The 18,745-nt window shown below is 73.8% G+C and carries 12 protein-coding genes and 1 pseudogene; 9 read left to right on the top strand and 4 right to left on the bottom strand.

What is annotated here, in order from left to right; genetic code table 11:
- The first annotated feature begins 168 nt into the window (after nt 1–168).
- Nucleotides 169–1,230 (top strand): spore photoproduct lyase family protein, encoded by a 1,062-nt coding sequence (locus ACWEFJ_RS29965; RefSeq protein WP_378090647.1) that lies wholly within the window; start codon nt 169–171, stop codon nt 1,228–1,230.
- A 7-nt stretch (nt 1,231–1,237) separates the two neighbouring features.
- Here ACWEFJ_RS29965 and ACWEFJ_RS29960 read toward each other — a convergent pair whose 3' ends face one another.
- Nucleotides 1,238–2,107 (bottom strand): AraC family transcriptional regulator, encoded by an 870-nt coding sequence (locus tag ACWEFJ_RS29960; protein ID WP_449715751.1) that lies wholly within the window; start codon nt 2,105–2,107, stop codon nt 1,238–1,240.
- Nucleotides 2,108–2,579: 472 nt separating this feature from the next.
- Here ACWEFJ_RS29960 and ACWEFJ_RS29955 point away from each other — a divergent pair, with 472 nt between their 5' ends.
- The 5 genes from ACWEFJ_RS29955 to ACWEFJ_RS29935 all read left to right on the top strand — a co-directional run bounded on the left by ACWEFJ_RS29955 (nt 2,580) and on the right by ACWEFJ_RS29935 (nt 8,589).
- Nucleotides 2,580–5,969: a hypothetical protein gene (locus ACWEFJ_RS29955; protein WP_449715750.1), complete on the top strand. Its 3,390-nt coding sequence runs from the start codon at nt 2,580–2,582 to the stop codon at nt 5,967–5,969.
- 7 nt (nt 5,970–5,976) lie between these two features.
- Nucleotides 5,977–6,981 carry a serine/threonine protein phosphatase gene (locus tag ACWEFJ_RS29950; RefSeq protein ID WP_449715749.1) on the top strand — a complete coding sequence of 335 codons (1,005 nt, stop codon included), beginning with the start codon at nt 5,977–5,979 and terminating at the stop codon, nt 6,979–6,981.
- A gap of 56 nt (nt 6,982–7,037) precedes the next feature.
- Entirely contained in the window at nt 7,038–7,601 is a 564-nt protein-coding gene (locus ACWEFJ_RS29945; RefSeq protein WP_449715748.1) for a PadR family transcriptional regulator, read from the top strand.
- Nucleotides 7,598–8,218, top strand: coding sequence for a GyrI-like domain-containing protein (locus ACWEFJ_RS29940; protein WP_449715747.1), 621 nt, complete (start codon nt 7,598–7,600; stop codon nt 8,216–8,218). The genes ACWEFJ_RS29945 and ACWEFJ_RS29940 overlap by 4 nt, the downstream gene beginning before the upstream one ends.
- 89 nt (nt 8,219–8,307) lie before the next feature.
- Complete coding sequence (locus tag ACWEFJ_RS29935) at nt 8,308–8,589, top strand: DUF3040 domain-containing protein (protein WP_378090653.1); 282 nt, start codon at nt 8,308–8,310, stop codon at nt 8,587–8,589.
- 12 nt (nt 8,590–8,601) lie between these two features.
- Here ACWEFJ_RS29935 and ACWEFJ_RS29930 read toward each other — a convergent pair whose 3' ends face one another.
- Nucleotides 8,602–9,018, bottom strand: a complete 417-nt coding sequence (locus ACWEFJ_RS29930; RefSeq protein WP_378090654.1) for a hypothetical protein — start codon at nt 9,016–9,018, stop codon at nt 8,602–8,604.
- Nucleotides 9,015–10,049 carry a trypsin-like serine peptidase gene (locus ACWEFJ_RS29925; protein WP_449715746.1) on the bottom strand — a complete coding sequence of 345 codons (1,035 nt, stop codon included), beginning with the start codon at nt 10,047–10,049 and terminating at the stop codon, nt 9,015–9,017. Before ACWEFJ_RS29925 ends, ACWEFJ_RS29930 begins: the two co-directional genes overlap by 4 nt.
- Nucleotides 10,050–10,285: 236 nt before the next feature.
- Between ACWEFJ_RS29925 and ACWEFJ_RS29920 the strand changes: the two genes are divergently transcribed.
- The gene (locus ACWEFJ_RS29920) at nt 10,286–13,348 is read left to right on the top strand and encodes an NACHT domain-containing protein (RefSeq protein ID WP_449715745.1); all 3,063 of its coding nucleotides are present in this window, start codon (nt 10,286–10,288) and stop codon (nt 13,346–13,348) included.
- A 26-nt stretch (nt 13,349–13,374) separates the two neighbouring features.
- Here the strand turns inward: ACWEFJ_RS29920 and ACWEFJ_RS29915 are convergent, their stop codons facing one another.
- On the bottom strand, nt 13,375–14,529 hold the full coding sequence (locus ACWEFJ_RS29915) for an oxygenase MpaB family protein (RefSeq protein ID WP_449715744.1): 1,155 nt from the start codon (nt 14,527–14,529) through the stop codon (nt 13,375–13,377).
- A 194-nt stretch (nt 14,530–14,723) separates the two neighbouring features.
- Between ACWEFJ_RS29915 and ACWEFJ_RS29910 the strand changes: the two genes are divergently transcribed.
- Both ACWEFJ_RS29910 and ACWEFJ_RS29905 read left to right on the top strand, forming a co-directional pair.
- Nucleotides 14,724–15,665 carry a Leg1-related protein gene (locus tag ACWEFJ_RS29910; RefSeq protein WP_449715743.1) on the top strand — a complete coding sequence of 314 codons (942 nt, stop codon included), beginning with the start codon at nt 14,724–14,726 and terminating at the stop codon, nt 15,663–15,665.
- Between the two features lie 1,113 nt (nt 15,666–16,778).
- Nucleotides 16,779–18,740 (top strand): annotated as a pseudogene (locus ACWEFJ_RS29905) (LamG-like jellyroll fold domain-containing protein); the annotation flags it as partial.
- Nucleotides 18,741–18,745 lie beyond the last annotated feature (5 nt).

The following is an 18,745-nucleotide window of genomic DNA, read 5'->3' as shown; positions in this document are numbered from 1 at the left end:
GGGCGCGGACCGGTCGGTGGCTGTTGGCGGCGGTCCGGGTCGGGCGCGTCGACCACGGTGCGACCTCGCGCAGGCCGGGGTGCGCGGGTGGGTGCCGTCACGGGTGAGTCGGGCCACAAACCGGGTCTCGACGTGCGGTTTCGTCGGTCCCGTTCGGACACTGGAGGGGTGAGCCCGCCGCTGATCTCGCCCACCCGCATCTACGTGGAGCCCGAGGCCGCGCGGCTGCCGCGCGGGCGCGAGGTGCTCGACCGGTTCCCCGACGCCGAACGCGTGCCGGTCGACGGCCACTGGCGCATCCCCGAGCTGCACGGCGACGAGGCCAACGCCCGCCGCTGGGTCCGCATCAAGCAGGAGGCGCTGGTGCTCGGGGTGAAGAAGTCGCTCACCGCCCGCCGCAACGGCCGCTCGGCCCACTTCATCGCGCCGTCCACCGCCAACGGGTGCGCGATGGCCTGCGCCTACTGCTACGTGCCCCGGCGCAAGGGCTACTCCAACCCGATCACGGTGTTCGCGAACATCGAGCAGATCACCGGCTACCTGGCCCGGCACGTCGCCCGGCAGGGGCCGATGACCGAGCCCGGCCAGGTGGACGACCACGCGTGGGTCTACGACATCGGGGAGAACTCCGACTGCTCGGCGGACGCCCTGGTCAGCGACAACGTGCGCGACCTGGTGCGCCTGTTCCGCGACCTGCCCACCGCCAAGGCGTCCTTCGCCACCAAGTACGTCAACCGAGACCTGCTGGAGTGGGACCCGCGCGGCCGCACGCGGGTCCGGTTCTCGCTCATGCCGGAGCGCACCGCGAAGCTGCTCGACCTCCGCACCAGCCCGGTCGCCGAACGCCTCGCCGCCCTCGACGACTTCCGCGCCGCCGGGTACGAGGTGCACGTCAACCTGAGTCCGGTCGTGGTGCACGACGGCTGGCTGGACGGCTGGCGCGAGCTGCTGGCGGCGTTGGGCGACGCGACCTCGCCCGAGACCCGCGACCAGCTCGCCGCGGAGGTGATCATGCTCACCCACAACGAGGCGCTGCACCGGGTGAACCTCCGCTGGCACCCCCGCGCCGAGGACGTCCTGTGGCGACCGGACCTCCAGGAGCCGAAGCGCAGCGAAGGCGGCGGCGTGAACGTGCGCTACCGGCGCGGCCTCAAGCGCGACCTGCTCGGCGAGCTGCTCGCCCTCGTCCACCGCCACGCGCCGTACCTGCGCGTTCGCTACGCGTTCTGACGGCCCGTCACCCGGGCTCGACCGGCAGCCACAGCTCGCAGGTCGCGGTGCTGAAGTCGTCCGCGCGGTCGAGGACCGTGACGATCGACGGACCCGGCCGCAGGCGCCACGGGTTGGACGGGAACCACTCGGTGGCGGTCGCCGCCCAGGCCGTCTGCAGCGCCTGCGGGTACGGCCCCGAGGTGTGGAAGACCGCCCACGTGCCCGCCCGGACCTCGATGGCGTCGAGGTCGTCCGGCACGGGCGCGTCCCCGGACACGGCGACCCCGTGCAGGTAGGTCAGCTCGGTGCCCTCGGCGGCGTCGGGGTCGACGTCGTCGGAGACCTGGAGCAGGCCCTTCGGCTCGGTGTCGCCGAGCGCCTTCAGCCGGGCGTGTTCCTCGGGTGGGAGCGCGGCGATGTGCTGCTGGATGTGCGGGTTGACCCCGTGGTGGATGAGCGGCACGCGGGTGGCGTGCCCGACGAGCCGGAACGCGGGCCGGTCGGCGATGCGGGTGTCCATGGGCGTGCTCCCTTCGACGGTCAGGCGGAACCTGAGCTGTGGTTGTGCGCGAAGGGGGCCTCCGTGACGGCGGACGTCGCCCGGCCCGACCCCGTGGACCGCGCGGAACGCGCGGCCGAACGCCTCGGTCGAGCCGTACCCGTGCCGGACGGCGATGTCGAGCAGGTCCTCCTCGCCACGGACCACGTCGGCGGCCGCGACGGTCATGCGCCGGCGGCGCACGTACTCCGACAGCGGCATGCCGGCCAGCGACGAGAACATCCGGCGCAGGTGGTACTCGGTCGTGCCGAGGTCCCTGGCCAGCCCGGCGACGTCGAACTCACCGGTCAGGCGCTCCTCCACGAGGGCGACGAGGCGGTTGAGCGACGAGATCACGATGGCCTCCTTCCGACGTCCACCCTGGCCGAGGGCACCGGTGCGACACCCGATCGCCGCGATCCGATCCGATCATTCGATCACGCACCCGGCCGGCCCGGCCGTGTCGGGCGGGTGCGTCGGGCGGCCGGCGCGGCCTTGCTCGGGCCGTGTTGGGGTGCGTCGGGCGGCCGGCGCGGCCGTGTTGGGCGGGTGCGTCGGGCGGCCGGCGCGGCCTTGCTCGGGCCGTGTTGGGCGGGTGCGTGGTGAGGCCGGTTCGGCCCTGCTCGGGCGGGTGCCCGGTGACGCCGAATCACCCCGTTCTCCCACCCGTGCCGCGTAGGGCGTGATGATGGGTGGCGATGAGCGGTGACGGGATCGACCGGACCGGGTGGCCGTGGCTGCCGGCCGGTCCGCCGGCGGACCTCCGGGCGCGGCCGCGCGCCGAGGGGGCGCGCCGTCGTCGGACGAGGTCGCCGCCCACCCTCCCGGCGTGCCGCTGGACGCGGTGCTGGATCCGTTCGACCTCGAAGTGCACCGGCCGATCACCGTCGAGGGCGTGGAGGGGCTGCCCGACCTGACCCCGTACGTGCCCCGCGCGCACGACCACCGCCTGGCCGAGGTGGTCGACCGGGCCGCCGCCGGCGCGGGCGCGATCGCGGTGCTCGTCGCGGAGTCCTCGGCGGGCAAGACCCGCGCCTGCTGGGAAGCGCTCGCGCCGCTGCGCGCGGCGGGCGGCTGGCGGCTGTGGCACCCGGACCCCACCCGTCCCGACGCGGTGCTGCGGGACCTCGCCCGCGTGGTCCCGCGCACGGTCGTGTGGCTCGACGAGGCGCAGAACCACCTGGGCTCCCCGAACGGCGACCGCGTCGCCGCCGCGCTGCGCGCCCTGCTCGCCGGCCGACGGCCGGTGCTGGTGCTGGGCACCCTGTGGCCGCAGCACCACGAAGCCCTCACCCGCGAGCCCGGCTCGCCGGTGCGGCACCTGCTGGACGGTGCGATCGTCCCGGTGCCCGACGCCTTCACCGACGACGACCTGGCCGCCATGACCCGCGCCGCCCGCACCGACCCGAGGCTCGCCTGGGCGGTGCGGCACGCCCCGGACGGCCGCGTCACGCAGCAGGTGGCCGGCGGTCCCGAGCTGCTCACCCGGTTCCACACCGCGCCGCCCGCCGCCAAGGCCCTCATCACGGCCGCGATGGACGCCCGCCGCCTCGGCCACCGCCCCGCCCTGCCGTTGCCGCTGCTCGCCCACGCGGCCGCCGCCCACCTCGCCGACCACCAGCTCGCCGACCTGCCCGACGACTGGCTCGACCTCGCCCTGGCCTACGCCACCCGGGCCGCGAAGGGCGCGCCCGGACCGCTCACCCGGGTCGTCGTCCGCCGCACCGGGCGCGGCGCCCCCGGCGACGGCCCGCCCGAGTACCGCCTGGCCGACTACCTCGACCAGTGGGCCCGCGACCACCGCGCCAGCCACGTGCCGGCCCTCGACTTCTGGGCCGCGGTCGCCGACCACGCCCGGCCGGACGACCAGACCGCCCTCGGCCGCGCCGCCTGGAACCGCGGCCTGTACCGCGACGCCGCCCGGCTCCACCGAAGAGCCGCCGCGGCCGGCGACCTCACCGCCGCGCGCCTGCTCATCGAGGAGTTGCGGGCGGTGCACCCTGGGGACACCCGACCGGCTCGGTGGTTGTCCGCCCAGGACCTCCAGGTCGACCACACCCTCGCGTCGACGCTGATGACGGTCCTGCGCCGCGGCGGTGAGGACGCGGACGAGCTGGCCCGGCGGATCGCCGCGCGCGTCGACCTGCGGGACGTCGAGGACGTGGCCCGTGCGCTGAACGCGCTGCGCGTCACCGGGGCCGACGACCGGGTCGCCGCGCTCGCCCGCGACGTGGCCGAGCACGTCCCCGTCGACCACCCCGACGTGCACGTCCTGCTGTGGTCGCTGTGGCACTCCGAGACCCACGAGCAGGGCAGGGCGCTCGGCCGCCGCGTGGCCGCGCACGGCTCCCTGCACCACGCCGAGCGGATCGCGGACCTGCTGACCGACCTGCACGAGGCGGGCGACACGGCGGAGGCGGCCGTGCTCGCGCGACGCGTCGGGGAGGCCGACCCGCCCGTCCACCCGGCCGACGCGATCGACCTGCTGGGGGCGCTGCAGGAGGTGGGCGCGGAGGAACCGCTGGCCGCCCTGTCCCGGCAGGTCGCCGCGCACACGGCGGTGGACGACGGCTTCTGGGCGACCGACCTGCTGGTCCGGCTCCACCAGGTGGGCACCGCGGCCGACGTCGACACCCTGGCCGACCGGATCGCCGCGACGGCGCCCGGCGACCCGGTGAGGACGGCGTACCTGCTGTTGGCCTTGCACCACGTGGGCCGGCCGCGGCAGTGGGCGGAGGTGGCCCGGCGGGCGCTGGGCCGGCTCACCGCGGAGCACGCCACGTCCGCGGACTGGCTGGTGTGGGCGCTGCACGAGGCGGGCGGGATCGGCCTGGTGGCCGAGTGCGCGACCGTCGACAACCCGGACGTGGTGGTGTGGTTGGCGCGGACGCTGCGCGAGGTCGCCGGACCCGGGCACGTCGCGGCGCTCGCCGCGCGCGCGGCCGGGCACACCGCGCTCGACCGGGCCGACGCCGTGACGCGGCTGCTGGACGCGTTGGGGGAGCTGGGCCTGGCCGACGAGGCCGCGGTGCTGGCCCGTCGGGCGGCCGCCGAGGCCGCCCTCACCCCGCACTACGCGATAGCGAGGTTGGTGGCGACCGTGCGGGAGTCCGACCCGGACCTCGCCGCGGCGTTGGCCACGCGGGCGGCCGCCCGGTCCGACCTCGAATCCACCGCGCGCGTGGCGATCCTGCTGCGCGGCCTGCGCACGGCGGGCTACGCCGAGGCGGCCGGAGCGCTCGCCGCGCGGGCCGTGGCGCACGACCCGCTCGGTTCGCCGTTCGACCTGGTCGACCTCGCCGAGGCCCTGCGGGACGTGGGGGCCGTCGAGCAGACCGCCGTGCTGGCCCGGCGGCTCATCGAGGCGGCCGGCCGGCCGGACACGTCCGCGCGGGACGCGGTAAACGGCCTGCTGGACGCGTTGTGGCTGGTCGGCGCGCACGACGAGTTCGCCGCGCTGGCCGACCGCACCGCCGCGGGCATCGACCCGGGCGACCACCGCGTCGTCGTGTCGCTGCTGCGGACGCTGCGCGACCGGGGTGCGACGCGCCCGCTCGCCGTGCTGGCCCGACGGGTGGCCGCGGACGCGCCCCTCGACCGCGCGCACGTCGTGACCGGGTTGTCGGGGGAGCTGCGGCAGGTGGGCGCGGCCGACGAGGCCGCGGCCCTGGCCGCGCGAGCGGCCCGGCACGTGGCCGTCGACCGGCCGGCGGAGGTCGTGCGCCTGCTGGACGCGCTGGCGGACGCGGGCGCCACCGAGGCACGCGCCGTGCTCGCCCGGCGTGCGGCGGCGCAGTGCCCCGCCGACTCGGCCGCCTCGGTGCTCACGCTGTTGCCGGCGCTGGGGGAGGAGGACGCGGACGTGCTGGCCGGCCGCGCGGCCGCACGGGTCGAGTTGCGGCCCGGGAGCGAGCTGACCGCGTTGGTGGCGACGCTGCGGGGCGAGCACCGGCACGCCCTGGCCTGGCGCGTGGCCCGTCTGCGACCACCGAACGGGATCGTCGCCTCGGCCCTGGTCGAGGCCCTGCGCGCCGCCGGCTGCGAGGACCAGGCGGAGGCGCTCATCGACCGGTTGCCCGCGGCCGGGTGCTTCGACGACTACCTGGCGCTCGTGCCGGACCCGACCCCCTTCCGCCACGGGCGGGAACCGGACGGGACCGCCGCGCCGCCCTGGTCGTGGACCGACCTGGACCGACCACCCGACCCGCCCCGGGGATGATCGGGGGATGACGGCTGACCGGCGTGCCCGCCACGAGTCGCTCTCCGCCTTCCTCGCGTCGCGCGCCGATGCCGAGTTGGCCGCGCTCGTGGACGCGGGCCGGCCCGGCGGGGTCGGGGTGGGCGGCGGTTCGGCGACGGTCGACGTCGGCGGTGTTCCGGTGTTCGTCAAGCGCGTCCCGCTCACCGACCGGGAGCTCGCCCACCCCCGCTCCACCGCGAACCTCTTCGACCTGCCGCTGTTCTGCCAGTACGGCGTCACGAGCCCGGGGTTCAACGCGTGGCGCGAGTTGGCCGCGAACCTGGACGTCACCGGAGCGGTGCTCGCCGGTGAGACCGAGTCGTTCCCGCTGCTGCACCACTGGCGGGTGCTGCCCGGCCGCCCGCCCGTCGCCGACGAGTTCGCCGACGTCGAGGGCGTGGTCGCCGCGCTGGGCGGCTCGCCGGCCGTGCGCGCCCGGCTGGAGGCCCTGGCGGCGGCGACGCACAGCCTCGTGCTGTGCTGCGAGCACATCCCCTACCCGGTGGCCGACTGGCTGGACGACGACCCGGTCGGCAAGGCCGGCGCGGTGGAACGGCAGCTCGCGGAGATCGTGACGTCCCTGCGCCGTCGGGAACTGCTGCACATGGACGGCCACTTCGGCAACGTCCGCACCGACGGCGAACGCCTCTACCTCACCGACTTCGGCCTGGCCACCTCGCCGCGGTTCGACCTGTCGGACGCCGAGCGGGACTTCGTCCGGCGCAACGCCGCGCACGACGCCGACTACGCCGCGATGCGGCTCGTCAACTGGCTGGTGACCTCGGTGTGCGGGGTGACGACGCCGGCCGGCGGGGCGCCCGCGGCCCGGAACGACTACGTGCGCCGGTGCGCCGAGGGCCACATCCCCTCCGACGTGCCGCCCGCCGTGGCCGCGGTCCTGGCCCGGCACGCGCCCGCCGCGGCGATGATGAACGCCTTCTACTGGCGGCTGTTCGACGGCGAGACGGACGCGGAGTACCCCGGCCGCTGAGGTCGCCTGCCCGTCCGCGACGGGCCGCGCGTTTATCCTAGTGCTAGAATAGGCACGTGCCCTCGGAACTGACCCCCGCGGAGTTGACCCTGCTCGGTCTGCTGGTGGAGCGACCCCGGCACGGCTACGAGCTGGAAGAGGTGATCACCGCGCGCGGCATGAGGGAGTGGACCGAGATCGGGTTCAGCTCGATCTACTACCTGCTGGCCAAGTTGCGCGACCGGGGCCTGGTGGCGGAGGTCGGCGAGCCCGGACCGGGGCGCGGCAAGGCCCGCAAGGTGTTCGGGCCGACGCCGGAGGGCCGCCTGGCGTGCGCGCGGGCGGCCGAGGCGGCGGTGGCCGAGCCGGAGCCCGTCTTCCCGCGCCTGCTGGTCGGGCTGGCCAACCAGCCCGTCATCCCGCCGGAACGGCTGCGCGCCGCGCTCGACCGGCGGGCCGCCGCCCTGACCGCCAAGATCGCGGAGCTGCGCGCGGCCGTCGCCGCCCAACCCCACGCGCCCCGCTTCGCCCGCGCGATCTTCGACTACTCGCTGGCCCAGCTCGAAGCCGAGCGGCGCTGGCTGTCCGCCTACCGGACCGAACTGACCGACTCGCCCGACCAGGAGGAAGGCGGACCATGACCCGGGACCGCTACGACGTCAAACGCGCGCTCAAGCAGCTCTACGCGCCGAAGAACACCGACTGGGCGCTCGTGGACGTGCCCGAGCAGCGGTTCATCGCCGTCGACGGCCGCGGCGACCCCAACACCGGCGCGGAGTACGCCCGCGCGCTGGAAGCGCTGTACCCCGTCGCCTACGCGATCAAGTTCGCGAGCAAGCGCGCGGGCCGCGACCTGGTCGTCGGCCCGCTGGAAGGGCTGTGGTGGGCGGACGACCCGCAGGTCTTCACCGCCCGAGCCAAGGACTCCTGGCACTGGCGGATGCTCATCAGCCAACCCGACTGGATCACCGGGGACCTGGTCGAGGAGGCCAAGGAGGCCGTCGCGGCGAAGAAGTCGCTCCCGGCCCTCGCCGACGTGCGCCTCGAAGTGCTGCGCGAAGGGCTCAGCGCGCAGGTCCTGCACATCGGGCCCTACGACGACGAAGGGCCGGTGCTGGCCAGGCTGCACGACGAGTGGCTGGCGGCGAACGGGCTGCGGATGGCCGGGCTGCACCACGAGGTCTACGTCGGCGACCCGCGCCGGGTCGAGCCCGCGAAGCTCAGGACCGTGCTGCGCCAGCCCGTCCGGCGCGACTGACCGGTTCTCCCCGGTTGCGCGCTTCATAGCGTTTCGGTCACGTTAGGGTCACACTGGAGGCAGTCGATCCGACCCGGAGGTGAGTGGGGATGGAACTGCAGGACCACGAGAAGCGCGCGTTGGCGCAGATCGAGCAGCAGTTGGCCGACGACGACCCCCGCTTCGCCGCCCGGCTCTCCCGCCCGCGTTCGTGGGCCCGGGTGCCGCGGCGGGTGCTGTTCGCCTCGGTGCTGTGCCTCGCCTACTCCGTGGGCCTGCTGACCATCGTCGCCGGCGTGACCCTGCCGTCCGCCGTGCTGGTCGTCGTCGGCGCGCTCGTCACGGCCGCGTTCCCCACCGCGGTCGCGGTGCGCGCCTGGCGAGGGCGCTGACCGCCCCGGCCGTCACCCGCCGACGACCCGGACCTCGGTCGGCGGCTCGCGGGTGAGGTCGACCACGGCCGCGTCGCCGACCGGCCGGTCCAGCCGCACGGTCTCGGTGCGGGTGAAGGCGTTGTCGGACACCGGCTCGTCCGCGGCGGGCACCCGTTCGCGCACCGTGGCCCGGATGCCGATCCGCTCCGCGGACTGGTCGACCTCGATGCCCACCAGGGCGTCCGGGCCGTCCGAGAGCGCCGAGAACCCCACGCGCAGGACGAGTTCCCGGTCCGTCGGCGCGGGCGCCCGTTCCAGCACCACGCTCGGGGCGGGCACGACGCGGGATCCCCGCCCGCCGTCGTGCCCGCCCCCGGCGCACCCGGCGGGCACGGCCGCCAGCGCGACCAGTCCGGCCGCGAGCAGACGAGCCGTGCCGCGCCTCACGCCAGGTTCCTCACCGACTCGTAGAGGTTCTTCGCGCCGTCACCGAAGTACGGCCCGTAGATCTGGGTCAGGTCGTCGCCGACGTGGTAGCTGTTCACGCTGACCGTGTAGCCCCAGTCCTGGTTGAAGTCCGCGAGCCACGCACCGCCGCTCGCACCGCCCTGCATCGTACAAGCGAGTTTGAGGTCGCCGAAGATCCCGTAGCGCAGCGACGTGGGGCCGTCGCACGTGATGAGGTCCTCCCCGTCGAACGGCGAGTTGAGCGGGAAGCCGAAGTGCCACACCGACGGCGTGGTGGGCCCGTTGAACCGGATGCCCTGGCTGCCGGTCACGTCCATCAGCTTGGCGCCGTTGAGCGGGTGCATCACGGCCGCGCCGATGTCGTAGGCGCGGTCGTTGTCGTTGATCCACCCGTTGAGGGTCCACAGCTGCCGCGCCGCCCACGTGCCCAGCGGGCGGTCGCCGTAGTAGTAGTCCGGGATGAAGGTCCAGTTCCGGTCCAGCCAGGTGCCGCCCTTGCCGCCGTGCACGCAGTGGCCCGCGGTGAACACGGTGTTGCGCGCCTCGGTGGTCACGACCACGCCGGAGCAGTGCCACAGGCCGTTGTCCTCGTAGAGCACCTTGCCGTTGGTCAGGGACACCCAGTCGTGCCGGTACGGCCACGACGTGCCGGTCGCGCCGGCGAGCGCGCCGACCTTGCCGTCCTCCGCCGCCACCGGGGCCCGTCCCCCCACGGCGAGTTCGCCGAGCACCGAACTCTGCGCCGTGCTGCGCAGCTCGGCCAGGCTGACGCCCTGGTCGGCCGGCTTGGCCGCGGCGATCCGCTCGGGCGTCCAGAACCGCGCCAGGGCGGTGCCCGGGTCGGCCGAGAGCGCCGCCGCCTCCGGGCTCAACCCGGCGGGCGCGGACTGCGGCGTGGCGGCGTCGGGCACCGCCGGCGCGGCGTGGGCGGTCGTGGGCGCCGCGGCCAGGGCGGCCGCGAGCAGCGAGCCCGCCAGGATTCTTCGCGCGGTGGTCGTTCGTGCACGCATCGACTCCCCCTTCGTGTCGTGTCGGCACGATCGTGCCGGGGACGAGGAGGTCGAGGAGGGGTTCGCGGGCGGACAACCCGGATGTCGCAGCCGTTCGCGCGGCCCCGGGTAGGCCGACCGGGTCACGTCGGGAGGCGGGCGGTCCCGCGAGGAGCCGGCACTCGGCCGTCGTGCCGCACCGGTTCGACGCCGCGGTGAACGGGTCCGCAGATTTGCGCACTGCCACGATCGCTCCGGTGAGGAAACGGTACGGGTACTCCGACGCGGTCGTCCTGCTGGGCAAGGGCGAGCCGAAGCTGCTCGCGGCTCTGGACGGGTTGGTCGGCGGAGCGCTGCTCGGAGGGGTGGCGATCGGCTTCCTCGACCTGCTGAGCTGGTTCGACGCCAAGGCGGAGTTCGTCCGACTGGCGACCGACCTGCTCTCGAAGGTGGGCGTGCGCGCACGGCGCGCGGGACGCCGCGACCGGACGGAGTTGCTGCACGCCGCGCACGCGGTGATCGTGGTGGTGGCCTTCTTCGAAGCGGTGGACGCCGCCGTTTCGCCGCTCCGCCTCGCCAAACTCGGGATCGACAAGGAGCGCCAACGAGAGCTCCTCCGGCTCGGTGACCTGTTCGACGGCGCCTGGCCATTGCCGACGGCGGACCGCAACTACGAGGACAACCTGGGCGCGCTGGCCGAGGCGTACCGGACGGCCGCCGGTTCCCTGGTCGTCGTGATCGAGGCGGCCGACACCTACGCGAAGCTCGATTCCGGCGCTCAGGCGACGCTGCGCCGGAAACTCTTGAAGATCAGCGACACCGCCGTGGCCCGGTACGAGGAACTTGTGAAGCGCCTCGCCTCGGACTTCCCGGAACTGGCGTTCTGGCTCCAGTTCGAGCAGGAGCGCACGGTGGGGGCGAGCCTCGCCCGGGTGGAAGCGGCGCTGCGGGCCATGACCCGCGGTCGTGTCGCGGAGGTGCGCCGGGCCGAATTGTCCGCCCGGCACCGCGCCGTGCTCGACCGGCCGATCCTGGACACCGACGACGTGCCGGTCGGCCTGCGGTTGCCGCTCACCGGCGACGCCTACGTCGACCCGGATTTCCAGGTCGTGGCCATGACCGAGGAGGCCAGGCCGGAGGAGCTGGGCTGGTGGGCGACGTGGCCGGTGCGCACGGACTTGCACCACTTCGTGGTCGGCCACCTGACCGCGCCCGACGCGCTCGCACACCCGCTGGTGGTCCTCGGTGATCCCGGCTCCGGCAAGTCCCTGCTGACCAAGGTGCTGGCCGGTCGGCTGCCCGCCGAGGACTTCGTGGTGGTCCGCGTCGAATTGCGCACCGCGCCCGCCGAGGACGACGTGCTCAACCAGGTGGAGCACGGCATCCGGGCAGCGCTGCACGAGGCGGTCAGCCTCGCGGAGCTGTGTCGCGCCTCGGGCGACGCGTTGCCGGTGATCATGTTGGACGGGTTCGACGAATTGCTCCAGGTGACCGGCGTCAGCCACACCGACTACCTCGTGCGGGTGGAGCGACTGCAACGCGAGTGCGCCGAAGCCGGGCGTCCGATGGCGGTGATCGTCACCAGCCGTATCGGCGTGGCGAGCCGGATGCGGATACCGCGGGGCACGCGTGTGCTGCGACTGGCTCCGTTCACGGCGGAGCAGGTGCGACGGTGGGTGGACGTGTGGAACAGCGCCAACATGTCGCACTTCGAGCAGCAAGGCCGTGAACCGCTGTCGGCGGCGTCGGTGCTCGCGCATCCCGACCTCGCCGGCCAGCCGCTGTTGCTGCTCATGTTGGCGCTCTACGACAGCACCGACAACGCGCTGCGGCGGGACCTGCACCTCGCCCGCGCGGTGCTGTACGACCGGTTGCTCGTCGGGTTCGCCCGACGGGAGGTGGCGAAGGACCGGATGGGCGACCTCTCGGCCGAGGTGGACTTCGAGCTGGACCGGCTGTCCGTGGTCGCGTTCGCGATGTTCCACCGAGGGGCGTTGTGGGCCTCGGAAGCCGACCTCGACGCGGACCTGGGCGCGCTCCTCGAACTGCACCGACCGGCGCAACGGGGGTTGCGCGCGCCGCTCGGTCCCGGCGGCGCGGTGCTGGGGCGGTTCTTCTTCATCCAGCGCGCCGAAGCGCGCGACCACGAGACGACGCTGCGCACGTACGAGTTCTTGCACGCCACGTTCGGCGAGTACCTCGTGGCGCGGTTCACGTGGCGGTGCCTGCTGGAAGTGAGTCTGGTCGACGCCGTGAAACTGAGCCGGCACACTGCGGCACACCTCGACGACGACAAGCTTCACGCGGTGCTCTCGTTCACCCCGTTGACGGAGCGCCGCACGGTGCTTGACTTCCTCGCGGAACTTGCCACGGCCGCGGATGCCCCGAAGCGCGCACACCTGCTCGACATCGTGGGCCGGCTGTTGCTGGTGGCCGACGACGCCCGGCCGCGTCGGCTCGGCCGGTACCACCCCTCACCGCGCACGGTGCCCGCGCGGCACGCGATCTACGGCGTGAACCTCGTGCTGCTCGGCGTGGTCTTGGCCGGGCACCTCGACGTGGCGGACGTGTACGTCGAGGATTGGCCGCGGACGACGGCGTTCTGGAGGTCGCAACTCGCCCCCGAGGAGTGGGAGTCGTTGGTGAAGACCGTCCGGGTGGCACTGCGACCCGGACGGGACGTGGTGCTGAACCTCGGCAGCGGCACCCCCGCCCACCTGGAACCCGAGATGCTCGATCCCGACTTCTCGTTGGTGGACGCGACGATCGAGGCGACCTTCACCACCGACTCGGCGACCAACGTGTTCCGATATCCGCTGGAGGCTCTGCCGTCGACGCGTTTCACGCTGGACTACGCACGCGCCCTCATCGAGCTGAGCGCCTCGCCCGTGTCGCCCACCGATCGCGCCGCGCGGTACCTGCGCTGGGCTTGGACGTTCCCCGACCTCGTGCTCGACCGCCTGCAACATGACGTGTTCGTCGGGATCGACACGTTGCGGGAACTCGCGGACACGGCGGCCGGCCGAGCACCCCGCTTCGTGTTCGTCCTGTGCGAGAAGTTGGGGCGCGGCGGCGCGGACGCCGAGTTGTTGGACCTGATCGCGGCGGTGGGAAACCTGAGGGGCGTCAACGAGGTGAGCCTGCTCGACGCGTGGTTGCGCCTGCACGAGCAGGGGACGGCGTTCGGTCCGCACCCGGACCTGATGGCGGTGTTGAGTCGGCTCGACCGGGGACGGATCGAGAGCCTGCGGCCCGACTTGATCAAGCGTGCGACGGCGGCGCTGGGGGACTTGGGCGAACCGGGCGGGGACGGTGTTTGACCCGTTCCAAGCCCGGCTCGTGCCCGTCAGTCCCGCGTGGTGCCCTCCGCCTCGGTGGGCAGGGGCGAGCGGCCGGCGGCTTCCCAGCGCTCCTTCAGGTCGGCGGGGATGGTGAGCGTGGTGGACTGGCCGTTGGTGAGCGTGCGGACGCTGCCGCCCAGCAGCAGCGCACCGGCGCGGTCCAGGATGGTGGTGGCCAGGGTGCTCGTGTCCTCGTAGCGCTCCAGCGCCCGCACCAGGCCGGTGCCCGCGGTGACCACCCTCGCCCAGCCGCGGGAGTGGGGGACCTCCATCCAGTCCGCGACCTCCGGGTTGACGACCTGGCGCACCATCGCGGCGACGATGCCGTCGAACACCTTGCCGGGGAACAGCTTCTCGTAGAGGTCGAGCAGGTGCCGGGTCAGCACGACGCCCTCGGAGGACGGGCCGTAGGCGGTCTCCACCAGCGCCTTGCTCAGCTCGGTGGCCTCCTCCACGGTCTCCGGGAGGGCTTCGACGGGGATGCCGAGCATCGCGCCGGCCACCCGCCACACGTAGTAGTAGTGCGCGGCTTCGGTGTCGGTGACGGAGATGCCGATGCGGCGCATGCCCTCGACCACCTGGACCGAGAAGATCAGCAGCGCTCCCACCATGTCCTGCTGGCAGATCGGCACCCCGTCGCGGGCGACGTCCCAGCGGCCCGACGCGCCGAGGAAGTGGCGGACGGCCGCGTGGATGAGGCGGGTCTTCTGGATCGTGGGCACGAACGCGCCGCCGGAACCGAACGCGTCGCGGCCCATCATGTTCATCACGAACTGGGAGGTCTCCGACAGCCGCCGGTGGGGCTGCGCGAGCGCGTGGGTCAACGTCAGCGCCCGCGAGGCGCGGGGCTGGGCGTAGCAGTTGACCATGGCGCCGAAGGTGAGCACCGAGGCGACGTGCACGCCGTCGTCGACGAAGAAGTCGTAGGCCCGCGCCACCCGGTCGGGGTCCACCCACTCGGGCGGGTTGTCGGTCGCGACCAGGAACTCCCGCACGGTGTCCGGCAACTGCTCGGGGATCGGCTGGTCGTTGGCCCGGAAGTGCTCCAGCACCGCGTTGACCGCGCCGACCCGATTCGTGGCGACGAGGTCGGCGATGACCGCGTCGGCGAGCGGGTCGCCCTGGAACTTCAACGCCTCGAACGCGGCTGTGTCGATCAAGGGGACCACCTTCTCACTCTGGGCTGACCCTCACCTCACACGCCGTGCACGGCTCACGCCAGGACACGATCCGGTGACGCACGCCGGCGCGGTGCCCACCGACCGTGGGCCAACCGCACATGGCGGAAGCCGACCGGGGGAACGCCGGTCCCGGAGGGTGACCTCGCGGCCGGACCGGGCGAAGAATCCCGGTCATGGCGCATCCCGACGGGCTCGCGGCCCTGGACCTGTACGCGGTCTGGACCGCGGCCCCGGAGCTGGAGGGCGCATTCGACCCGTTCCGCTTCGAGCAGCGGATGGCCGCGTACCGGACGATGATCGACCGCACCAACCGGCGGGACCGGTTCGGCGCGGACAACCGGCGCAACCCCTTGTGGGGCCTGATGTTCCAGCACCAGTGGCAGTACCGCACCGGCCGGCTCGGCCCCGACGTCCGGCGGGACGGGCGGATCGACCCGGACGCGCCGTGGGGCTACGGGAACTACGCGCTCAGCGCCATCCCGTGGCTGGGCGCCGCGGCGGCCGGCGTCGTGCCGCCCCTGCCGGTCGCCGACCCGCCGTCCCCCTCGCGGTTCCGGTACGTGACGGGCGGGGCGGCGCCGGCGGAGTTCGCCGCCGCGGTGGCCGACTGGCGGGCGTACTTCGCCCTGGTGGGCGGGAGCGGGCCGGTGGACCTCGAACAGGCGCGCCTGGCGCTGTGGCGGGCGCACAAGACGTGCCTGGACGTGGTGGTCGACGTGGTCGCCGAGGTCGACACCGCGCCGTGGCCGGAGTTGGAGGTCGCGTTCCTGCGCGGCTGGTGCCGGATGGTCGACTACCTGTGGGCGGCGGCCTGGCCCACCGACTTCGACTTCATGACCGCGCACGGCCTGGACGTGCTGCCCGAGTCGCTGCTCGTGACGCCCGGGGACGTGGCCGCGCTGCCGCCGAAGGCCCGGCGCAACGTCGACAACGTGCTCCGGCTGGCGGACACCCCTCGGTGGCGGTACGGCCTCAACCTGGCGTTGTGGAAGCGGGTCATGCGCACCCGCGAAGCCCGGGACCGGGTGCTGCCCCTGCTCGACGCCGTGTTCGACCCGCGACCGGACAACACCGCCGAGCGCCGCAAGCTGCTCGGCTACCTGCTGCGCCCCTGACCCCGCCCGCCGCGGTTGTCCCGCCGGCGGGCAAATCGCGGTCCACCGCACCCCCTGAATCACCCCGCCGCGCATTGCCCAGTGACCGCCTCCCGGTTCTTTCGGGCAATAATCGCGACGGCTCGCGCCGCACGGCGCGGTCGGCTGCGAAATCCCGCGTTTGCCCTGCTGACGCGGTACCGCCGGGCAGAGGTTCACGCGTATTACCTGGCAGACGGCGGTGTGTCAGCGGTATCACCGAGATTTTCCCGTGATCAACACGGCGCGGCACGACATTCGGGAAAACCTGCGGAGTGCACGTCGTCGGCCTTATTTGCAAGGTGACACCTGTCACGTTGTCGATTCTTCGGTCGACCCGCACGCTCCGTCCTGACATTTTTTCCAGGGCGTGTTCTCGGGGGACATGCGCGCACCACGGGGGGCTCCACCACCTTGTCCACCAGCCGCACGGCGGCCGGGCGGTCACGCCTGCGCCGGCCACGCCTCCTCGCGTCCGTCCTGACCTTCGCGGCCGTCGCCGCCGGCGTCGTGGTGCTCACGAGCCCGCCCGAGCCGCCACCCGCCCCGCGGCCCGTCACCGAGGCGCCGACCTCCGGCGCGGCCCTCGCCGCCGCCCGCGCCCAGGGCACCGAGGTCGAGGTCGCCGACCTGCGCACCTCGACCCGCACGGTGCACGCCCAGCCGAACGGCCTGCTGCGCGCCCGGCTGTCCACCACGCCTCGGCAGGTTCGCCGGGGCGACACCTGGGTGCCCGTCGACACCGCGTTGGAGGCCGGCGACCGCGCGCTCGCGCCCAAGGCCGCCGACGTCGGCCTGGCCTTCTCCCGCGGCGGCGCGGAGACGCCGCTGGTCGAGCTGACCAAGGACGGTCACAGCTTCGCGCTGACCTGGCCGGGCGACCTGCCCGAGCCGCGGGTCGAGGGCCGTGCCGCCACCGACCCCGACGTCCTGCCCGGCGTGGACCTGGTGCTCGCCGCGGCGGACACCGGCTACGACCAGTTCTTCGTGATCAAGACCGCGGCGGCGGCGAAGAACCCCGACCTGGCCCGCATCCGCCTGGGCCTGCGCACCAGCGGCCTCACCGTGAAGACCACCGACACCGGCGGCCTGACCATGCTCGACGCGGCCGGGGCCGAGGTGTTCACCGTGCCGCCGTCGAAGATGTGGGACGCCCAGGAGCACGCGGGCGAGGCCCCGCGCACCGACCTCGCGCCGGTGGGCGTCGAGGTGACCGCCGACTCGCTGACCGTCGTGCCGGACCAGGCCCTGCTGGCCGACCCCGCGACGGTCTACCCCGTCTACGTCGACCCCAGCCCGCGCACCGTGCACAAGTCCGGCTGGACCACGGTGTACTACGACGGCACCGCGGCCATGGGCAACGGCACCCACTGGAACGGGGCCAACTCCGCGCCCGAGGACAAGCCGTGGGTGCTGGTCGACCCGACCGCCCGGTCCGGTCAGGCGTACGCCTCGCCGTACCTGGTGACGCGCTCGTACTTCATGTTCGACACCGGTTTCCTCGCGGGCAAGGTGGTGTCCAAGGCCCGCGTGGACAGCGCCGTCGTGCACGCGCCGGGGTGCGCCTTCGTGCACACGCACCGGCTGCACAAGGCGAACTCGGGCATCAACGCCGACACGAACTGGAACAACCAGCCCGGCGACGGCGGTGAGACCGGTCGCTACGACGTGGGCGCGGTGCACAGCGCCTGCACGGGCCAGAAGGGCGTCTCGTTCAACGCGCTGGCGGGCGTCAACGCCGGCGGCTCCTCGACCTTCTCCCTCCGCGCGGACTCCGAGGGCAACCAGGACTACTGGCGCAAGTTCAACCCGAACGACACGACCCTGGTCGTGGAGTACAACGGCACGCCGGCCGCGCCCACCGGGCTGCACACGTGGCCGGACCCCAGCCCGTGCCGCTGGTGCGCCGGCACGCCCTACGTCGGCGACTCGACGATCTCCCTGCGGGCCACGGTGACGGACCCGGACGAGGACCAGCTCCAGCCGGAGTGGGACGTCTACCAGATCAACGACGACGGCACGTGGGCGAAGGACGTCGCCAAGACCGCCTGGGTCCCCTCCGGCGGCACGGCGACCCGCGACGTCGACCTGACCTCGTACCACGGCAAGAAGGTCCACTGGTACGTCCGCGCCCGGGACGCGAGCGCGACGTCCCCGGACGCCGGGTTCCCCGAGGAGTTCGTGGTGGACCGGGAGAAGCCGAAGAACGAGCCCGGGGTCGAGAGCGCGGTCTACCCGGAGGACAACCGCTGGCACGGCGGCGTGTCGGTGCCCGGCACGTTCACCTTCACCGCCCAGGACGCCGACGTCGACCAGTTCGAGTACGCCCTGACCGACGGCGCGTGGACCAAGGTCGACGCCGACAGGCTCGGCGGGCGGGCCACCGTGTCGGTGACGCCGCTGGGCGACGGCCCCCAGGACCTCCTGGTGCGCAGCCACGACCGCGCGGGCAACCCTGGTCCCGTGCGCACGTACCACTTCTACGTGCGCCCCGGCGACGGCGCGCTCGGGCAGTGGTCGATGGAGGGCAACACCCGCGACACCGCCCACCTGGGCGACCGGCACGCCACCGCGGTCGGCGGCACGTCGTACGTGCCGGGCGCGGTCGGCTCGGCGCTCGCGCTGGACGGCACCGGGCACGCCGAGGCGCCCACCGCGGTGCGCACCGACCAGGGCTTCTCGGTCTCGGCGTGGGTGCGGCTGGACGACCTCGACGCGCCGCACACCGCCGTCAGCCAGGACGGGACCGCCATCTGCGGCTTCTGCCTGCAGTACGAGAGCAGTTCGCGGCGGTGGGTGTTCGTCATGCCGCACAGCGACCAGACGCCGTCGAGCGGGTACTCGTTCGTGCGCTCGACCGAGGAACCCACGCCGGGCGTGTGGACCCACCTGGTCGGCGTGCACGACGCGGCGGCCGGGCAGCTCAGGCTCTACGTCGACGGCGTCCTGGCGGGCACCGTGCCGCGGTCGGTGAACTGGAACGCCACCGGCGTGCTGCGCATCGGCCAGTCGCTGGGCGCCGGCGTGCCGGGCAAGGAGTGGGTCGGCGCGCTGGACGAGGT

The organism is Actinosynnema sp. NPDC004786, from assembly GCF_053601135.1.
The sequence above is the reverse complement of the archived record's forward strand: the minus strand, read 5'-3'. Positions and strand labels throughout refer to the sequence as shown.